Genomic DNA, 19,613 nt, shown 5'->3' with positions numbered 1-19,613 from the left:
GTGTCCCCGCTCATCGCGCTGATGCAGGACCAGGTCGACGCCCTCCGCGCGAACGGCGTCCGCGCCGAGTTCCTCAACTCCACCCAGGACGCGGGCGAGCGCAGCCGCGTCGAGCGCGCCTACCTCGACGGCGAGCTCGACCTGCTCTACGTCGCCCCGGAGCGCCTGGGCAACGAGGGCATGAAGCAGTTCCTCGCCCGCGGCCGGATCGCCCTCTTCGCGATCGACGAGGCCCACTGCGTCAGCCAGTGGGGCCACGACTTCCGCCCCGACTACCTCGCGCTGGGCGAGCTCGCCGAGCGCTGGCCCGACGTCCCGCGCATCGCCCTCACCGCGACCGCCACCGAGGCGACGCACCGCGAGATCACCTCGCGCCTGCACCTCGGCGCCGCCCGCCACTTCGTCTCGAGCTTCGACCGCCCGAACATCCAGTACCGGATCGTCAACAAGGTCGAGCCGCGCAAGCAGCTGATCGACTTCCTGCGGCGCGAGCACGCGCACGACGCGGGCATCGTCTACGCCCTCTCCCGCAAGAGCGTCGAGGCGACGGCCGAGGCGCTGCGCTCGGCGGGCTTCGACGCCGTCGCGTACCACGCGGGCCTCGACGCGCGGGTGCGCGCCGCCGCCCAGTCGCGGTTCCTCCGCGAGGAGGGGGTCATCGTCTGCGCGACCATCGCCTTCGGCATGGGGATCGACAAGCCGGACGTGCGGTTCGTCGCGCACATCGACCTGCCCAAGTCGGTCGAGGGCTACTACCAGGAGACGGGTCGCGCCGGCCGCGACGGACTGCCGTCCACCGCCTGGCTCGCGTACGGACTGCAGGACGTGGTGCAGCAGCGCCGGATGATCGACGAGTCGCCGGGAGACCTGGCGCACCGTCGGCGGATGTCCGCGCACCTGGACGCGATGCTCGCGCTCTCCGAGACGGTCCAGTGCCGACGGGTGAACCTGCTCGCCTACTTCGGCCAGGAGAGCGCCGCCTGCGGCAACTGCGACACCTGCCTCGAGCCGCCCGCCTCCTGGGACGGCACCGTCGCGGCGCAGAAGTTCCTGTCGACGGTCGTCCGCCTCAAGCGCGAGCGCAATCAGCAGTTCGGCGCCGGACACATCATCGACGTCCTCCGCGGCAAGACCACGCCGCGCACCACCCAGCACCAGCACGACGGCCTGGCCACCTGGGGCATCGGCGCCGAGCTCAGCGACACCCAGTGGCGCGGAGTCGCCCGCCAGCTCCTCGCGCAGGGCCTTCTCGGCGTGAACGACGACGGCTTCGGCACGCTCGTGCTCACGCCCGCGTCCGGCTCCGTCCTCAGCGGCGAGCGGAAGGTCGAGCTGCGGCAGGAGCCGGAGAAGCCGGCCCGCTCCAGCGGATCCTCCCGCTCCGGGCGGTCCACCGTCGCCGAGCTGTCGGGCGAGGCTCAGCCGCTGTTCGAGCGGCTCCGGGAGTGGCGCGCCGCGCAGGCCCGCGCGCAGGCGGTCCCGGCCTACATCGTCTTCAACGACGCGACCCTCCGCGAGATCGCGACCGCCGAGCCGGCGACGATGGACGCGCTCAGCATCATCGGCGGCGTCGGCCAGAAGAAGCTGCTCACCTACGGCGAGGCCGTGCTCGCCGTCGTCGCGGGGGAGAGCCCCGAGATCGCCGTCCCGGAAGCCGGTGAGGAGGCTCCCGCTCCCCGCCGCGCGCCGGTTGCCCGTGGCGGGTCGTCCCGCTCGCAAGGGGCGAAGCCCTCGTTCGGCCGCGAGTCGTCCGGTCCGCCGGTGTCCGCCGCGCAGCCGCCCGAGGACGACTGGGTGCCGCCGGACGAGCCCGACTGGGAGCCCGGCTGGGACAGCTACTGATCCGTCGCTGAGGCGCGCGGTTCACCACCCGCGACGGAGGGCGGGCGCCGGCGCGGGCGATCGTGTCCCGGCGTCCGCGTCGACGATCGTCCCCACCTCGTCACCGACGCGAGCGTCCTCGGCCCGACGCACCGACGAGCGCCCTCAGCCGTTCGCGCCCGTCGACGCCATCCACCCGCCGAGCAGCGTGCAGCAGAACGACACCGCGAGACCCGCCACCGGCACCCAGAACGCGATGCGCCGCCGCACTAGCAGCACGATCGAGACGACCAGCGCCGCGACGAACGGGACCCACACTCCTCCTGCGGCGAGGACCATCCCGCCCTCGATCAGGCCGATGTCGCAGGCGTTCGATCCGCCGCACGAGTCGCTGGCCATCGCGAAGAACAGCCCGAAGAACGACAGCAGCAGCGTCACCGCGGAGGCCACGAGGATCAGCACGATCGTCAGCACCAGGTCCCAGACGCGGACCGGACGCCGATGCGGCACCCCGGATCCCGGCGCCCCGGATCCCGGAGTCCTGATTTCCGGCACCCGGTATTCCGGCGCGACGGGAGGCCCGGGAGGCGCTGCCGCGACGTCCGAGGGCGGCGCACCCGGAGTCCCGAGAGGCGCGGGCGAGCCGACCACGGGCGGCCCGGCCGCCGGCTGTCGGGCGGGCGGAGGGGGAGGCAGCGGCGGCTCGCTCATGCCGAGAGACTAGCGACGCGTCCTCCGATGAGGCGCCCCTCCTCCGCTGGGGTCCGCAGGGACAGCCCGTTCAGCACACGGACGAGCCGCCCCCTCCTCCGCTCCCGTCGGCAGGGACAGCCCGTCCAGCGCACAGACGAGGCGCCCCGCCTCCGCCTGGTCGGTTCCGACAACGCGCTTCCGCCTCCGCCCGGCGCCGTTTGTGCCCGGGCGACGGAACGTTTCCGCCGCGCCGTCGCGCGACCTACCGTGCGAGGACCGCCTCCGCTGCCGCGCCCGTCGGCGCACGACGCGCCGGGAGCGGCCCGAACCGCAGACGGTCGAAGGGACACGAACACCATGGTCAGCACCGCTCCCCACCCCCGCTCCGCCGCCGACGCCGCCGACCGGGCGGCCACCGGACGCACGCGGGCCCGGCGATCCCGCTCGGGCTCCATCGCGCCCACGCCGCCGGTGGACTCCCTCGGCTCCGAGGTCGACGCGCGCCTGGACGAGGACGGCGCCCCCGCTGTCGACGTCGCCGCCCTCGGCGAGACCCTGCTCGGCGCCTGGCGCGAGCAGCGCCTCGCCAGCCGCGCCCTGACCGCCCGCCCCGAGCTGCACCGCACCGACGGCCTCCCGATGAAGGAGCACCGCCTCCGCGTCTCGGAGCAGATGCGCGTGCTCGCGGCCGAGGGCGGCGTGCACCGCGCCTTCCCGGTCGACCTCGGCGGGGAGGCCGACCACGGCGGCAACATCGCCGGCTTCGAGGAGCTGGTCACCGCCGACCCCTCCCTGCAGATCAAGTCCGGCGTGCAGTGGGGGCTCTTCGGCGCCGCGGTCCTGCACCTGGGCACCCGCCCGCACCACGAGAAGTGGCTGCCGGGGATCATGAGCCTCGAGATCCCGGGCGCCTTCGCGATGACCGAGACCGGGCACGGCTCCGACGTCGCGTCGATCGCCACGACCGCCACCTACGAGGACGGCGAGTTCGTGCTGCGGACGCCGTTCCGCGCGGCCTGGAAGGACTACCTCGGCAACGCGGCGGTGGACGGGCGCGCGGCGGTCGTCTTCGCGCAGCTGGTCACCCTAGGGGTGAACCACGGCGTCCACGCCTTCTTCGTCCCGATCCGCGACGAGCAGGGCGCGTTCCTGCCGGGCGTCGGCGGGGAGGACGACGGCCTCAAGGGCGGTCTGAACGGGATCGACAACGGCCGCCTCCACTTCGACGGCGTCCGCGTCCCGCGCGAGAACCTGCTGAACCGCTACGGCGACGTCGCCGCCGACGGCACCTACTCCTCGCCGATCGCGAGCCCGGGCCGCCGATTCTTCACCATGCTCGGCACGCTCGTGCAGGGCCGCGTCTCGCTCGACGGAGCCTCGGTCGCCGCGGCGAAGATCGCGCTGACGGTCGCCGTCACCTACGGCGATCAGCGCCGCCAGTTCACCGGCGGCGGCGAGCGGGAGGAGGTGCTGCTCGACTACCAGCGGCACCAGCGCCGCCTCCTGCCGCGCCTGGCCACCACCTACGCCGCCGCCTTCGCGCACGAGAAGCTGCTGACGGCGTTCGACGAGGTCTTCTCCGGCGCGAACGACACCGAGCAGTCGCGGCAGGACCTCGAGACCCTCGCCGCGGGGCTGAAGGCGCTCTCGACCTGGCACGCTCTCGACACGCTGCAGGAGGCGCGCGAGGCCTGCGGAGGCGCGGGCTTCCTCGCCGAGAACCGGCTCACGCAGCTGCGCGCCGACCTCGACGTCTACGCGACCTTCGAGGGCGACAACACCGTGCTCCTCCAGCTGGTCGCCAAGCGCCTGCTGACCGACGTCGGACGCCGCTTCAAGGGCGCCCAGCCCGCGGAGCTGGCGCGCTACGCCGCCTCGCAGGTCGCGGGGGCGACCGTCGACAACTCGGGTCTGCGCCGTCTGGCCCAGGTCGTCGCCGATCGCGGATCGACGGCCCGCTCGGTCGGCCAGCTGCGGGAGGACCAGCGCGAGCTGCTCACCGGCCGCGTCGAGAGCATGGTCGCGGGGATCGCCTCACGGCTGCGCCCGGCGTCGAAGCTGCCCTCCGACGAGGCGGCACGCCTGTTCAACGCGCACCAGAGCGAGCTCATCGAGGCGGCGCGCGCGCACACCGAGCTGCTGCAGTGGGAGGCGTTCACGGAGGCGCTCGCCGGCGTCGAGGACGCGGGCACGCGCACCGTCCTCACCTGGCTCCGCGACCTGTTCGGCCTGAGTCTGATCGAGAAGCACCTCGACTGGTACCTCATCCACGGGCGCCTGTCGTCGCAGCGAGCGATCGCGGTGACGTCCTACATCGACCGCCTGCTCGCGCGCATCCGCCCGCACGCCGCCGACCTGGTCGCGTCGTTCGGCTACGGGCCCGAGCACGTGCGCGCGGCGATCGCGACCGGCGCCGAGGCGGAGCGCCAGGAGGAGGCGCACGCCTGGTACGAGGCCGCCCGCGCCTCCGGCACCCTCCCCACTCCGGAGAAGCGCCGCTGACCCCTCCGCGAGACGCCGCTCCGGTACGCGACACGCCGCGCGAGGCGTACCGGAGTGGCATCCCGCGGAGACAGGACGGGCAGGGGCGCGTCAGGACGCGAGGAACGCCAGCGCCTGGTCGCGCTCGGCGCGCAGCTCGAGCACGGACTCGTCGATCCGCGCGCGGGAGTGCGCGTCGATCTCGAGCCCCTCGACGATCCGCCACTCGCCGTCGACGGAGCGGACCGGGAACGAGGAGATCAGCCCCTCCTCCACCCCGTAGGAGCCGTCCGACTCGACGGCGGCCGAGGTCCACGACGTGCCGTCGACCCAGTCGCGCACGTGGTCGATCGCGGCGGAGGCGGCGGACGCGGCCGAGGAGGCTCCACGGACCTCGATGATCTCGGCGCCGCGCTTGGCGACCCGCGGCTCGAACTCCGTGTGCAGCCACTCGGCGTCGACCAGCTCGGGCACCGGCCGTCCGCCGACGGTGGCGTGCGTCGCGTCGGGGTACTGCGAGGCGGAGTGGTTGCCCCAGATCGCGACGCCCTCGATCGCGTCGACGGGGGCGTCGAGCTTCGCGGCGAGCTGCGCGAGCGCCCGGTTGTGGTCGAGGCGCGTCATCGCGGTGAAGCGGCCGGCGGGGATGTCCGGGGCGCTGCGCCGCGCGATCCAGGCGTTGGTGTTGGCCGGGTTGCCGACGACCAGCACGCGGATGTCGGAGGCGGCGTGCGCGTTCAGCGCGTCGCCCTGAGGTCCGAAGATGCCCGCGTTCGCGGCGAGCAGATCGGCGCGCTCCATGCCCGCGCTGCGCGGCCGGGCGCCCACGAGGAGGGCGACGCTCGCGCCGTCGAACGCGGCGGCCGGGTCGTCCGTCGCCTCGATCCCGCGGAGGAGGGGGAAGGCGCCGTCCTGCAGCTCGAGCGCCGTGCCCGCGGCCGCGCGGAGGCCGGAGGGGATCTCGAGCAGGTTCAGGCGGACGGGGACGTCCGGCCCGAGGAGCTGACCCGAGGCGATGCGGAACAGGAGCGCGTAGCCGATGGCGCCTCCCGCTCCCGTGACCGTGACCGTGACCGGAGTGCGCTGCTGGTTCATGCGCCGAGCGTATTCCCGTCGGCTGGGGGAGGGGGAGGAGTCAGCCGGACGGCGGGCCCTCGGCGGGAGGCGCCGTCGACCCGCGGAGCACGAGCTTGTTGCGCAGCCGCACGTGCGGCTCGGCCACGCTCCCGCCGTCGATGAGCGTCAGGAGCGCCCGGGCGGCAGCGCGCCCGACGCGGTGCAGCGGCTGCCTCACCGTCGTGAGCGCGGGGACCACCCGGGAGGCGTCGGGCACGTCGTCGTAGCCCACGACCGACAGCCGCCCCGGCACCGAGAGGCCCAGCGCCCGGGCCGCCTCGATCACGGCGATGGCGGAGGCGTCGTTCGCGGCGAAGACCGCCGTCGGCCGGTCGGGCAGCAGCAGCAGCTCGTGGGCGGCGACGAGGGAGGGGTCGTGCCGGTAGTAGCCGACCCGTACGAGCGCGGGGTCGTAGGGGAGGCCGGCGTCCGCGAGCGCCCGCTGGTAGCCGGCGCCGCGCCGGTGCGACGACTCCAGGTCGGGGCGGCCCGCGACGAAGCCGATGCGGCGGTGGCCGAGCCCGATCAGGTGGCTCGTCGCCAGCTGCGCTCCGCCGAAGTCGTCGGTCGCCACCGAGTGCAGCTCGGTCTGCGCGGTCAGCGGATCCACGACGACGAGCGGCAGGTCCGACGAGGGGATCACGCCGGAGGGAGTCACCAGGATCGCCCCCGCTACGTGCGCCTCGGTGAGGCGCCGCAGGGACTCCTGCTCCCATCCCGCCCGGCCCCGGCGGCTCGCCCCGCTGCCGGCGAGGAGGTCGAACCGGGTCCCCCGCAGCGCCGTCGCCACTCCCTGCAGCACCTCCGTGCCGAACGGCTCGAAATCGCCCAGGAGCACGCCGATGACGCCCGAGCGCTCCGCGCACTCCGTCGTCACGACCTCCTGCTCGGCCTCCGCCGTCGCCGCCCCTGCGGACATCCTCGTCCCCTCCCGCCGTCCCCGCCCGGCCGCGGCGGAACGCGGTGATCTCCTCGCTGCGCTGCTCCGGACGGTTGAGAACACGTCCTTGCAATCGGGAATGTTCCCGGTAACATTGCCCGCAAGACTAGCTGAGGGAAAGCTCAGCAGTCGAGAGAGACGAGTGTCGGGCAGCCTTTCTCCCCTCAGTGCTGAGGGGGTCGAGAGCTGGAGCTCGCGTGGCCACGCTGTGGAAGCCGCCGCGCACGAGCCGTCCGCCGCTCTCCGCGCGTCCTGCGCTCCAGGCGCGGCCGAACGCCCCTCGGGCTGCGCCGCGCTCCGTCCTCTCGCGGCCTCGGGCCGCGCCACCACTCCGCGCCGTCCGGCGCTCGACCTGATCGGCGACGATGCCGATCGAGTGAGGAACACCATGTCCACGCGACGCACCCCCCGACCCCTCTGGCTCGTCCGCTCGGGCGCCGCTCTCGCCGGCTGCCTGCTCCTGTCCGGCGTCGCCGCCGCGGCCGCGGCCGCCGACACCGAGTACGGCTCCGACGACGTCGACGTGAACGTCAGCATCGAGGAGCTGGAGCAGCCCGGCGCCCTCTCGATGTCGATCGACGGCACCTCCGCCACGCTCGCCGAGGAGGGCTCCACCCCGACCGTGCGTGCCTTCACGGGGCAGCTGCCCGACGTGACCGTGACGGACACCCGGACCGTCGACGAGATCCCGGCCGGAGCCGGCTGGTACGTCCTCGGCTCGGCGAGCGCCTTCACCGGCGACGCGGACCAGGAGGACATCTCCTCCGACCACCTCGGCTGGACGCCCGTCCTCGTGGACGGCGGCGAGTCGGGCCTCGTGTCCGAGGGCGACCCGGTCGACACGATCCTCGACGAGGGCGCCGACGCCGTGGGCCTGTTCGACCAGGAGCTGCTCGCGCTGTCGCTCGACTCGCAGGAGACCGCGACGGACGGGTCCTGGACCGTGTCCGCGGGCCTCACCCTGAAGACCGAGGCCGACGTCGCCCCCGGCGACTACTCCTCCGTCCTGACGCTGTCGCTGTTCGAATGACCCCGATGCGCGCAGTCGCCTCCACGGCGATCGGCGCCCTCCTCGCGGCGGGCCTGCTCGCCTCCGGCGCGGCTCCGGCGACCGCGGCCGGCGCGTGGTCGCCGAAGGCCTCGTACACGTCGACGGACCGCGGTGACGGCACCTACTCCGTGCCGCTGCTGAACGCCGACGTGCCCGACGTCAGCGTCGAGCGCGTGCCCGCGGCCGAGAACGACGAGGGCCGCGACATCTACTACATGATCAGCACCACGATGCACCTGAGCCCGGGCGCCCCGATCATGAAGTCCTACGACCTCGTCAACTGGGAGATCGTCAACTACGTCTTCGACCGGCTCGAGATCGGCGACCGCTTCTCGCTCCGGAACGGGCAGAACTCCTACGGCAACGGCCAGTGGGCCTCGTCGCTGCGATACCACGACGGCCGCTACTACGCGGTCTTCAACACCAACAATCTCGGCGGCTCCTACCTCTACTCGACCGACGACATCGAGGACGGAGCCTGGACGCGCACGGCCCTCGGCCGCGCCTTCCACGACCCGTCGCTCTTCTTCGACGACGCGGACGGCGGCACGCCGTACATCTTCTACGGCTCCGGATCCACCAGCGCCGTGAAGCTGAGCGAGGACCTGACGACCGTCGTCGCCGAGTATCCGAACATCCTCCGCACCTCCGATTACCCGGGAGCCGGCTACCTCGGCGGCCTCTTCGAGGGCGCGCAGGTGCAGTACATCGACGGGCAGTACTACATCGTCATCATCACCTGGCCCTCGGGCCAGGGCCGCCAGGTGGCGCTGTTCCGCTCGTCCGAGCTGCTGGGCCGCTACGCGACCGCCGACGGCAGCAACCCCTACGAGGGCAAGGGCGTGCTGAACTCCAGCGGCTTCGCCCAGGGGAGCCTCGTGCCGATCGCCAAGGAGGACGGCTCGACCGCCTGGCACGGCATGTTCTTCCGCGACAGCTTCCCGACCGGCCGCATCCCCGGGCTCATCCCGGCGACGTGGAAGGACGGCTGGCCGACGTTCGGGACGAACGGCTCGGTGCCGGTGGGCGGGAGCTTCCCGAAGCCGATCCGCCTCAGCCCCGAGGAGGAGCTGTTCGAGCGGCAGAAGAGCATCGTCGTCTCGGACGACTTCGACAACGACGCCCCGGCGAAGGCCTACCAGGACGAGTCGTGGACGATCCCGCCCGCGCCCGCCTACGACGCGTCGCTGCTCGGCGTGCAGCTGCTCCAGAACCCAGGAGCGGAGTCGGGGACGGCGCCGTGGGCCGGCCAGTTCGGCGCGACGCTGTCGGCCGACACGACCGACCCGGCGTCCGGCACCGCCGCGCTCCGCGTGGGCACCCGCACGCTCAACGGCTCAGGCCCGAGCCAGGTGCTCGCGAACAAGCTGCAGCGCGGCGTGACCTACACCGTGTCCGCGAAGGTGAAGTACACGACCGGCCCCGCGTCGGTCCGCTTCAACCTCTGCGCCGACTTCGGCGCGGGACCCGTGACGATGGCGTCCGCCGCCGTCACGCAGGGGCGGTGGACGACGATCACGGGGACCTACACGGTGCCCGAGACCGCGAACGTCGGCAGCGTGAAGTTCGCCGTCGAGACGCCGTGGGGCAACCCGCAGCCGGCGTCCTCGAGCACCGAGTACCTGCTCGACGACGTCTCGCTCGTCGGCGCCGCCCCCACCCTCGAGCGCCCGACGGCCGCCGAGATCGAGCCGAACGGCTCGACCCTCGCCCTCCCCTGGCAGTGGAACCACGCCCCCGACAACCGCTACTGGTCGCTGACCGAGCGCGAGGGCTGGCTCCGCCTCACCAACGGGAAGGTGCTCAGCGGAACGGCCGCGCACACGCGTCTCTCGGGCTCGCCCGAGATGACGTACCTGGAGGAGGCGCGCAACACGCTCTCCCAGCGCATCGTGGCTCCGAAGCAGTCGGCGGAGGCGGCGTTCGACGTCTCCGGGATGAAGGACGGCGATGTCGCCGGGCTCGCGGCCTACAACCGCGGCTTCTCGTACGTCGCGGTCAAGCGCGTGGACGGCGTCACCACCGTCGGCGTCGTGAACCGCAGTCAGCCGTTCGCGACCACGTTCGACCAGGCGGCCGTGGAGTCCTTCCTGCCCGGCACCACCGCCGCCCTCGGCGACGCCTCGCAGGTGCGCCTGAAGGCCGATCTCGAGCTCTCGGCTCCGGCCGGACAGCTCTGGACGACCTTCTCGTACAGCCTCGACGGGACGAGCTGGACGAAGCTCGGCAGTCGCGTCGGCCCGCAGACCCTCGACGGTCAGCTCACGCACTTCATGGGCCACCGCCTCGGGCTGTTCAGCTACGCGACGAAGACCGCCGGCGGCCACGTCGACGTCGACGAGTTCCTCCTGAGCGACACCCTCTCCTCGGAGGGGAAGGCGCTCGACCGCTCGCAGCTCGACGCGGCCGTCGCCCACGCGGCGACGCTCCGCTCCGACGACTACCCGGCCGACGCCTGGTCCGACCTCCAGTCGGTCCTCGCGAAGGCGCAGGCGGTCGGCACCGCGGGAACGCAGAACCAGATCGACGCCCCGGAGCGCGCGCTCAGCTACCAGCTGGCCCGCCTCGGGACGCTGAAGGAGGCGTCGCTCGATGTGACCGCCGCCGCCGCGACCCGCTGCATCGCGGGGAAGGTCGTCGTGACCGTGCGGGCGACGAACGCCGACGACGTGCCCGTCGCCCTCCGGATGGAGAGCGCCTCCGGCACGAAGACGGTCGCCGCGCTCGCACCCGGCGCCACGACGAGCCACGCCTTCACCACGCGGGCGGCCTCGGTCCCCGCCGCAGAGGTGGTCGTGACCGCGACCGCCACCCTCGACGGCGAGCCGGTGACGACCACGGTGAGAGCGCCCCACCCGGCCGCGTCCTGCGGCTGAGCACTCCGGGGGCGGCCCGCGCGGCCGCCCCCGCCCCCGAACGCGTCAGCGGCACCCGTCGCCGACGATCTCCTGCACGACACGATCAAGGAGGATCCGTGAGATCACCACAACGAGAAGCCGCTCCGAAGGGGCGGTTGCGGCTGAGGCTGCTGGCCACGGCCGCGCTGACCGCGCTCCTGGTGGCACCCTTCGCCGCCCAGACCTCGTCCGCCGCTGAGGCGGAGCTCATCGTCAACGGCGGCTTCGAGAGCGGCATCAGCAGCTGGTTCGTCAACAACGGCAACGCCGCCGACGCCGGCACCATCGCGACGACCACGGATGCGCGCACCGGCACCGCCGCAGCGCTCGTCACCGGCCGCACGACCACCGGCGCGGGCGCCATGCAGGACCTCAGCGGCAAGGTCGTCGCCGGCCAGACCTACCAGGTCAAGGCGCAGATCAAGTACGAGAACGCCGCGAGCCCCGCGACCAAGCAGTTCTTCGCCACCATGCACTACGGCGGAGGCACCTACACGAACCTCGCGAGCGTCACCGCCACGAAGGGGCAGTGGGCGACGATCAACGGATCGTTCACCATCCCCGCCGGGCAGAGCGTCGCGACCGCGCGCCTCTTCTTCGAGACGCCGTGGACCGCGACTCCCTCGGCCGCGCCCGAGACGCACCTCATGGACTACAAGCTCGACGACGTCTCGCTGGTCGGAGCGGCGCCGCCCGCGCCCGCCTCGCGCACCATCGAGGTCGTGGGCAAGATCCCGGGCGACCACAACCCGCTCATGGGCTGGAAGTTCGGCGCCGACGGCTTCGGCTTCGTCGAGAACGGCCGCGTGTACATGTACATGACGAACGACACCCAGGGCTACGCTCCGAACCCCGCCACGGGCGTCTCGGCGGGCATCGACTACGGCAAGATCAACCAGATCACCGTGATCTCCTCGGACGATCTCGTCAACTGGACCGACCACGGCGAGATCCAGGTCGCCGGCTCCACCGGAGTCGCGCCCTACACCGGCAACTCGTGGGCTCCCGGCATGGCGAAGAAGACCGTGAACGGCGTCGACAAGTACTTCCTCTACTACGCCAACGGCGGCGGCTCCAGCAACGTGATCACCGGCGACTCGCCGGTGGGCCCGTGGACCAGCCAGCGGACCTCTACGCTCATCAACGCGTCCACCCCGGGCGCCGAGGCGGTCGCGTGGAAGTTCGACCCGGCACCGCTCGTCGACGACGACGGCCAGGGCTACCTGTTCTTCGGAGGCGGACCCGCCTCGACCGCGCTCCCCGCGGCCGAGCGCTTCAACAACCCGAAGAACATCCGCGTGATCGAGCTCGGCGACGACATGATCTCGACCCAGGGCACCTCCGCCGTCGTGGACGCGCCCGTCGCGTTCGAGGCGGCCCAGGTGTTCAAGCGCCAGGACAAGTACTACCTCTCGTACTCGTCCCACTTCGGCGGCAACGACTTCGGCGGCAACCAGACCCGCGAGCCCGGCTACCCGGGCGGCGGCGAGATCGGCTACATGATCTCGGACGACCCGATGTCCTGGCCCAAGGAGAACTACGCCGGCGTGATGTTCCCGAACCAGAGCCGCTTCTTCGGAGCCGGCACCGGCGGCAACAACCACCAGTCGGTCTTCGAGCTCGGCGGCAAGTACTACTTCACGTACCACGCGCCGACGCTCAACAAGCGGATCAACGGCGACACCACCCAGGGGTACCGCAGCCCGCACATCCAGGAGCTGCGGTTCAACGCCGACGGCACGGTGCAGCAGGTGGTCGGCGACTACAAGGGCGTCGACCAGGTGAAGGACTTCGATCCGTACCGCACCTTCCCGGCCGAGACCATCGGCTGGAGCAAGGGCATCGCGACGGCGCCGCTCGGCACCCCCGCCGCGGGCGCGACCCAGAACCTCGTGCTGAAGGACCTCGACAACGGCGACTGGACCGCGCTGTCCGCCGTCGACTTCGGGGACACCGGAGCCGCGACGTTCACCGCGAAGGCCAAGGCGCTGCAGGCCGGCGGCACCGTCACCGTCCGCCTCGACTCCGAGACCGGGCCCGTCGCGGGCACCGTCGCGGTGAACGGGACGACCGGCGAGTGGACCGACGTCAGCGCCGCGCTGACCGGAGCGACCGGAGTGCACGACGTGTTCTTCAGCTACTCCGGACCCTCCGGCGACCTGTTCGAGCTCGACACCTTCGCCTTCACCGAGGGCGAGGCTGGTCCGGCGCTCGACATCACGGCGAGCGCGGCGACCCGCTGCATCGCGGGCAAGGCGATCGTCACCGTCCAGGCGAGCAACGGCTCCGACGTCCCCGTCGGCGTGACCTTCACGTCGACGTCCGGCACGAAGTCGTTCACCTCGGTGGCGCCCGGCAAGACCGTGTCGCACGCCTTCACCACCCGTCAGGCGAACCTGCCCGCCGGCGCGGTGACCGTCGAGGCCACGGCCACGATGAACGGCGCCCCCGTCGAGACGGAGGTGAGCGCTCCGTACGGGGCGCGCCCGTGCTCGTAGCGCACGGCTGAACCATCGGGGAGCGCCCCCGGCCCTGCGGGGCCGGGGGCGCTCCTGCGCGTGCGGGGGGATCTCGATACGCCCTCCGGGGCTGCTCGATCAGCATGTCCGCCGTCCTGCTGGTCGAGCAGCGGCGTCTCGAGACCCCCGCTCGGTCAGCGGCTGTCGGCCAGGCGCATCGTGCCGCCGGCCTGGGCGGCGAAGGCGCGGGCGGTCGCCGCGATGGTGCGCTGCATGACCCGCGCCGCGGCGGTCGGCGCGAGGTCCGCCGGGCGCGCGAGGCTGATCGTCCGGGTCAGCGTGGGCTTCTCGAGCGTCGGCTCCTCGAGGCGGATCGAGCGCAGCCCCGGGCGCCCCTGCAGCACCATCGCCGGGACGACCGCGACCCCGAGGCCCCGCTCGGCGAAGCGCAGAACCGCGTCCATCTCGGCGCCCTCCAGCACCACGTCCGGCTCCAGGCCCGCGGCGGCGAACGCGGCGTCGGTCGTGCGGCGCAGGTCGTAGCTGGAGTTGAAGACGATCTGCGGGAGGCGGGCGACCGCCGCCAGGTCGAGCGCGCCGGTCGCGGCGAGGGGAGGCTCCGCGGCGGAGGAGACCACGACGAGCTCCTCGACGAGCAGCGGCGTCACCGTGAAGGCGCCGGGAGCGGCCGCGGTCGAGGTCGTCACCAGCGCCAGGTCGAGCTCGCCCCGTGCCAGCCGGTCGAAGAGGCTCCGCGACCCGTCCTCGGCGAGGTGCAGCTCCACGGCGGGATGCGCGGAGTGGAAGGCGTGCAGCACCTCCGCGACGAGGCTGATGCAGAGCGTCGGCGTCGCGCCGAACCGCACACGGCCGCGCTCGAGCCCGGCCAGCTCGGCCAGCTCGCGGCGCACCGATCCGGCGTCGGCGAGCATGCGCCGGGCGAGCGGCAGCAGCAGCTCGCCGGCCGGCGTGAGGGTGCTGCCGGAGCGCGCCCGGTGGAAGAGCTCGGAGCCGAGGTCCTGCTCCAGCGCGGCGATCCGGCGGCTCAGCGAGGGCTGCGCGAGATGCAGCTCCTCCGCGGCGCGGGTGAAGCTGCCGAGGCGGGCGACCTCGACGAAACCGGTGAGCTGCTCGAGATCCACATGCATACTGTACGCGCATGGCGGTGCCCAGCATTATGCATTGGAGTAATCGAAGCGCCGTGCCTAGCGTGGAGGCATGACCACTTCAGAGACCACCGCACCGGAGCGTCGGATCTCCACCTCCGTCCTCGTCATCGGCACCGGCGGATCGGGCCTGCGCGCTGCGATCGAGCTCGCCGAGGCGGGCGTGGACGTCCTCGCGCTCGGCAAGCGCTCGAAGTCGGACGCGCACACCTCCCTCGCCGCCGGCGGCATCAACGCCGCCCTCGCCACGATGGACCCCGACGACAGCTGGCAGCAGCACGCGGCCGACACCATCACCGAGTCCTACCAGCTCGCCAACCCGCACACGGTCGAGATCGTCACCTCCAACGCCGCCCGCGGCATCCAGGACCTCGAGCGCTACGGCATGCCGTTCGCCCGCGAGGACGACGGCCGCATCTCGCAGCGCTTCTTCGGCGCGCACACCTACCGCCGGACCGCCTTCGCGGGCGACTACACCGGCCTCGAGATCCAGCGCACGCTCGTCAACCGGGCCGCCCAGCTCGAGATCCCGATCCTGGACACCGTGTACGTCACGCGCATCCTCGTCAACGAGGACGGAGCCGTGTTCGGCGCCTACGGCTTCGACCTCGTCGACGGCACCCGCTACCTGATCCACGCGGATGCGGTGATCCTCGCCGCGGGCGGGCACAACCGCATCTGGCGCCGCACCTCCTCCCGCCGCGACGAGAACACGGGCGACTCGTTCCGCCTGGCCGTCGAGGCCGGCGGGCGCCTGCGCGACCCCGAGCTCGTCCAGTTCCACCCGTCGGGCATCATCGAGCCCGAGAACGCGGCCGGCACGCTGATCTCCGAGGCCGCGCGCGGCGAGGGCGGCATCCTCCGCAACGGCCTCGGCGAGCGCTTCATGGGCAAGTACGACGCCGAGCGCCTCGAGCTCTCGACCCGCGACCGCGTCGCCCTCGCCTGCTACACCGAGATCAAGGAGGGTCGCGGCACGCCCAACGGCGGGGTCTGGCTCGACGTCTCGCACCTGCCGCGCGAGACGATCATGACCCGGCTGCCGCGGGTGTACCAGACGATGCTCGAGCTGCAGATGCTCGACATCACGAAGGACCCGATCGAGATCGCGCCCACGGCGCACTACTCGATGGGCGGGGTCTGGGTGCGCTCGGACGACCACAGCACCGACGTCCCCGGGCTCTACGCGATCGGAGAGGCCTCCAGCGGACTGCACGGCGCCAACCGCCTCGGCGGCAACTCGCTGATCGAGCTGCTGGTGTTCGGCCGGATCGTCGGGCAGGCGGCGGCGGAGTACTCCGCCTCACTGACCGCCCAGACGCGCTCGGCCGCGTCCGTCCAGGTCGCCCGCGACGAGATCGCCGGCCTGCTCGCGGCCGACGGCACCGAGAACGTCCGCGCTCTGCAGCGCGCGATCCGCAACACGATGACCGAGCACGCCGGAGTCGTCCGCGACGAGGAGGGCCTGCTCGCCGGGCTCGCCGAGCTGGACGCGATCGAGGCGCGCATCGCCGACATCGGCGTGCACCCGGACATCGCCGGCTTCCAGGACCTCGCCCACGCCTTCGACCTCAAGTCGGCCGCGATGGCCGCGCGGGCCACCCTCGAGGCAGCGCTCGAGCGCCGGGAGAGCCGCGGCTGCCACAACCGCAGCGACTACCCGGACATCGACCCGGCCCTCCAGGTGAACCTCGTCTGGTCGCCCTCCACGGGGATCACGCGCGAGGAGATCCCCGCGGTGCCGCAGGAGATCCAGGCGCTGATCAGCGGCGAGGTCGCCACCGCGGGCAAGCTGCTCGAGTAGCCACGGACCACGACGGCACGACGCCGGCTCCCTCCCGCGGGGCCGGCGTCGTGCTGTGCGCGGCGCTCGCCGCCCCGCCCGGATCCGCACCGCCGGTTCGTCGGCGCAGGCGCCGCGCTGGTCTACGGTGAAGCCACGGTGCCGCCGGAGCATCCGTCCAGGAGGAGCAGACGATGCCGCCCGAAGGCCAAGGATTCTCGCCCGAGCCGCTCCAGAACATCGTCGAGCGCCTGGCGGGGGTGCTGGGGCGCTCGGTCGCCGTCGACGACGCGGAGCTGCAGCTCCTCGCGCACAGCGCCCACTTCGGCGACGAGGACTCCGCCCGGGTGGAGTCGCTGGTGGGGCGCTCGGTCACGCCGGAGCGGGCGGAGTGGGCCCGGCGGGCCGGCGTACTGCGCGCGACCGCGGCGTTCTTCACCGACGCGGCGCCCGAGCTGGGCCTCCGGCGGCGGTACGTCGCTCCCGTGCGGGTCGACCGCGAGCTCGCCGCGGTGATCTGGATCATCGACGACGAGACCCTCACGGCCGCGGACTTCGACGCCGTCGACCGCGCGGTCGACGACATGCGGACCGTGCTCGTCCGCCGCGCGATGACCTTCGACGACGGCCTCCAGCAGGTCGAGGCGCAGGTGCTCGCGCTCCTCTCGGACCGGTCGGACGACCGGGTCGACGCGGCCGAGGAGATCGCGGCCGCGGGGATCTTCCGCGGCTGCGTCGCGTACCAGGTGCTCGGCCTGGTGATCGCGAAGGGCGAGGGCGACCGCTCGATCGGCGCCCCGGTCCGGGTGATCGCGCGGGCCGTCGCCCAGCACAGCTCCGGTGCCGCCGTCGCGCGGACCGACCAGGGCGTGGTCGTGCTGGTCGGCTACTCGGTCGCGCCCGCCGAGGACCGGATCGCCGCGCTCGTCGAGTCGCTCCGCCGCGGCCTCGACGGCGCGGGCATCGCGGCGACGATCGGGGTCGGGGCACTCGTGCCCGGGCTCGACGGCGTGCTGCACTCGCACGAGCAGGCCGAGTGCGCGGCGCGGGTCGCGGGAGCGACGGAGGCGGGCGCGGTCCGCTGGGACGAGTCGGGGCTCGACGGGATGCTCGCGGCGCTGCTCCCCGAGGCGCTGCGGTCGCACCTGGTGCCGCCCGAGCTCGGGCGGGCCATGCAGGAGCAGTCCGAGGACAACATCCTCGCGGTGCGGACCTTCCTCGCGAACGCGGGCAACGTCGTGCAGACCGGCGCCGACCTGCACTTGCACCGCACCACCGTCTACTACCGGCTCGGGCGCTTCGCCGAGACGACCGGGCTCGACCTCGCCGACGGCGACACCCGGCTGATGCTGCAGCTCTGGTTCCGGATGTCGCCCTACGTCCGGATCACCGAGGGCTGACCCTCCGACAGCCGTCGAGCCGCCCCCTCCGCCCCTTCGACAGCAGCACGTGCCCCCGGGACCCCCGCTCTGCCTACCATCGGGCATGCCTTCGAATCCTGGACCCGTCTGCGTCGTCGGCGCGGGCATCATCGGCGCCTCGGCCGCCCTCCACCTGATCGAGCTCGGCGCCCGCGACGTCACGGTGATCGACGCCGGCTCGCCGCTGAGCGGCACCACCCCGGCCGGAGCCGGCTTCGTCGCCCGCTACGGCGCCGACAGCAACCGCCGGATCGGCACCCACGCCGTGCCCCTCGAGGAGTACGGCCTCTCCTTCTACCGGGGCCTGCACGACGCCGGCGTCGAGATCGAGTTCGCCGCCAACGGCAACATCGCGATCGCCCGCACCGAGACGACCCTCACCACCCTCGTCGAGGGCATCGTGCGCCACCCGCTGGCGTCCCCGGGGACCCGCGCGCTGAACGCGGACGAGGTCGCGTCGATGACCTTCGGCGCGGTCGACCCGGCGAGCGTCGTCGGCGGAGTGCTGCTCCCCGAGGCGATCCAGGTCACCACCGGGCTCGCGCTCCAGGAGGTCCTCCGCCGCGCGGAGGCGCTGGGCGTCCGCTTCTCGTGGGGCACCGAGGCGACCGGGATCCGCCGGGACGGCGACCGGGTGACCGGTGTCGAGACCACGGCGGGCGTCGTCGACGCGGCGACCGTGGTGCTCGCCGCCGGAGCCTGGACCCCGGCGCTCCTGGGCACCGCGGGCCGGGCGCTCCCGCTCATCCCCACCGTCGCCACCCGCTTCGTCTCGGAGCAGGCCGGCCTCTCGCCGCTGATGCCGACGATCCAGAGCCTCGACCTGGGCCTGTGGCTGCGCGAGCTGCGCGGCGCGTTCTCGTGGGGCGGCGGCTTCGCCTACCGCCGTGTCTCGGTGCTGGAGCGCGAGGAGGGGCTGGAGCGCGCGTTCGCCCGCCCCGTCTCGCCGCAGCTGATCGAGGCTCAGCGCGAGTACCAGGCGTCCGTCGCCGAGGTGTTCCCGGCGCTCGCAGGGCTCGGCACCGCCGAGATCATCCAGGGCATGCCCGTCTACTCCGTCGACGGCGGCCTCTACATCGGGCCCGTCCCCGTGTGCGACGGCCTCTGGGTGCTGGCGGGCGACAACGAGTCCGGAGTGACGCACGGGCCGGGCATGGGCCGTCTCGTCGCCGAGATGATCACCGGCACCGAGCCCTTCGCCGATCCGGAGCCGTTCCGCCTCGACCGCGTCGACCCCGCCCTCTACCCGGACGAGGCGTCGATGATCGCCGAGATGGCCGGCGACCGGGTGCTGAAGGCGATGCGCTGAAGGCCGTGCGCTGCCACCCGCACGCTGAAGGCCCGGCGCTGAGCCGTTGACGCGCACGCGAGCCGGCCGTCCCTCCCGCTGAGCGGTGGGGCGGCCGGCTCTCGTCAGTCCTGCGGCAGGGCCAGGGCGTCGAGGACCGCGGCCTCCGCGGCGACGGCGCGGTCCAGCTCCCGCAGGTCGACGTTCTCGTCGGGCCCGTGGACCCTCGACTCGGCGTCGGCGACGGCCGTGATGCAGAGGACCGACTCCGGGAACGCCGCGGAGAGGGCGCTGACGACGGGGATGCCGCCGCCGCCTCCGAGCAGGTCGGGCGAGCGCCCCCACGCGTCCTGCAGCGCGGCGACCACGACGCCGGAGATGCGCGCGTCGCTCCACGGCTCGCTCCGGGTGCCGCCGGGGCTCGCGATGGACGACGCGGCCGCCGCGCTCCGGGCGCACCTGCTCGCGCAGCGGCCCTTCGGTGCGCACGTGCGCGT

Annotated in this window: 13 protein-coding genes; 8 read left to right on the top strand and 5 right to left on the bottom strand. The window is 73.1% G+C overall.

Annotation, left to right across the window (positions count from 1 at the left end; all coding sequences use genetic code 11):
* Positions 1-1,842 (top strand): DNA helicase RecQ (gene recQ, locus C5C27_RS11610; RefSeq protein WP_104314438.1); only part of this gene is annotated, 1,842 nt, incomplete at its 5' end.
* A 144-nt stretch (positions 1,843-1,986) separates the two neighbouring features.
* Here the strand turns inward: recQ and C5C27_RS18395 are convergent.
* The gene (locus tag C5C27_RS18395; RefSeq protein ID WP_219813165.1) at positions 1,987-2,532 is read right to left on the bottom strand and encodes a DUF6264 family protein; all 546 of its coding nucleotides are present in this window, start codon (positions 2,530-2,532) and stop codon (positions 1,987-1,989) included.
* Positions 2,533-2,871: 339 nt separating this feature from the next.
* Between C5C27_RS18395 and C5C27_RS11600 the strand changes: the two genes are divergently transcribed.
* Entirely contained in the window at positions 2,872-5,016 is a 2,145-nt protein-coding gene (locus C5C27_RS11600; RefSeq protein WP_104314437.1) for an acyl-CoA dehydrogenase, read from the top strand.
* 90 nt (positions 5,017-5,106) lie between these two features.
* On the opposite strand, the gene C5C27_RS11595 is transcribed toward C5C27_RS11600, so the two are convergent.
* A complete protein-coding gene (locus tag C5C27_RS11595) occupies positions 5,107-6,090 on the bottom strand; it encodes a malate dehydrogenase (RefSeq protein WP_104238844.1) in 984 nt (327 codons plus the stop codon).
* Between the two features lie 40 nt (positions 6,091-6,130).
* A complete protein-coding gene (locus C5C27_RS11590; RefSeq protein ID WP_181133517.1) occupies positions 6,131-7,030 on the bottom strand; it encodes a substrate-binding domain-containing protein in 900 nt (299 codons plus the stop codon).
* Positions 7,031-7,439: 409 nt separating this feature from the next.
* Here C5C27_RS11590 and C5C27_RS11585 point away from each other — a divergent pair, with 409 nt between their 5' ends.
* The 3 genes from C5C27_RS11585 (at position 7,440) to C5C27_RS11575 (ending at position 13,497) form a co-directional block, all read left to right on the top strand.
* Positions 7,440-8,081, top strand: a complete 642-nt coding sequence (locus tag C5C27_RS11585) for a hypothetical protein (protein WP_104233676.1) — start codon at positions 7,440-7,442, stop codon at positions 8,079-8,081.
* 5 nt (positions 8,082-8,086) lie between these two features.
* Positions 8,087-10,978, top strand: a complete 2,892-nt coding sequence (locus tag C5C27_RS11580; RefSeq protein WP_258066677.1) for a family 43 glycosylhydrolase — start codon at positions 8,087-8,089, stop codon at positions 10,976-10,978.
* A 98-nt stretch (positions 10,979-11,076) separates the two neighbouring features.
* Positions 11,077-13,497: a family 43 glycosylhydrolase gene (locus C5C27_RS11575; RefSeq protein WP_219813164.1), complete on the top strand. Its 2,421-nt coding sequence runs from the start codon at positions 11,077-11,079 to the stop codon at positions 13,495-13,497.
* Between the two features lie 155 nt (positions 13,498-13,652).
* Here the strand turns inward: C5C27_RS11575 and C5C27_RS11570 are convergent, their stop codons facing one another.
* Positions 13,653-14,606, bottom strand: coding sequence for a LysR family transcriptional regulator (locus C5C27_RS11570; RefSeq protein WP_104314433.1), 954 nt, complete (start codon positions 14,604-14,606; stop codon positions 13,653-13,655).
* Between the two features lie 70 nt (positions 14,607-14,676).
* Here C5C27_RS11570 and C5C27_RS11565 point away from each other — a divergent pair, with 70 nt between their 5' ends.
* From C5C27_RS11565 to C5C27_RS11555, 3 genes are all read left to right on the top strand, one after another.
* Positions 14,677-16,428: an L-aspartate oxidase gene (locus C5C27_RS11565; RefSeq protein WP_104238849.1), complete on the top strand. Its 1,752-nt coding sequence runs from the start codon at positions 14,677-14,679 to the stop codon at positions 16,426-16,428.
* A 173-nt stretch (positions 16,429-16,601) separates the two neighbouring features.
* Positions 16,602-17,807, top strand: coding sequence for a CdaR family transcriptional regulator (locus C5C27_RS11560; RefSeq protein ID WP_104282523.1), 1,206 nt, complete (start codon positions 16,602-16,604; stop codon positions 17,805-17,807).
* A gap of 85 nt (positions 17,808-17,892) precedes the next feature.
* Positions 17,893-19,137 carry an FAD-binding oxidoreductase gene (locus tag C5C27_RS11555; protein ID WP_104314432.1) on the top strand — a complete coding sequence of 415 codons (1,245 nt, stop codon included), beginning with the start codon at positions 17,893-17,895 and terminating at the stop codon, positions 19,135-19,137.
* Positions 19,138-19,241: 104 nt separating this feature from the next.
* Here C5C27_RS11555 and C5C27_RS11550 read toward each other — a convergent pair whose 3' ends face one another.
* Complete coding sequence (locus tag C5C27_RS11550; RefSeq protein WP_104314431.1) at positions 19,242-19,484, bottom strand: hypothetical protein; 243 nt, start codon at positions 19,482-19,484, stop codon at positions 19,242-19,244.
* Positions 19,485-19,613 lie beyond the last annotated feature (129 nt).

Origin of the sequence: Rathayibacter sp. AY2B7 (assembly GCF_002931635.1) — a bacterium.
Taxonomy (GTDB): Bacteria; Actinomycetota; Actinomycetes; order Actinomycetales; family Microbacteriaceae; genus Rathayibacter.
The sequence above is the reverse complement of the archived record's forward strand: the minus strand, read 5'-3'. Positions and strand labels throughout refer to the sequence as shown.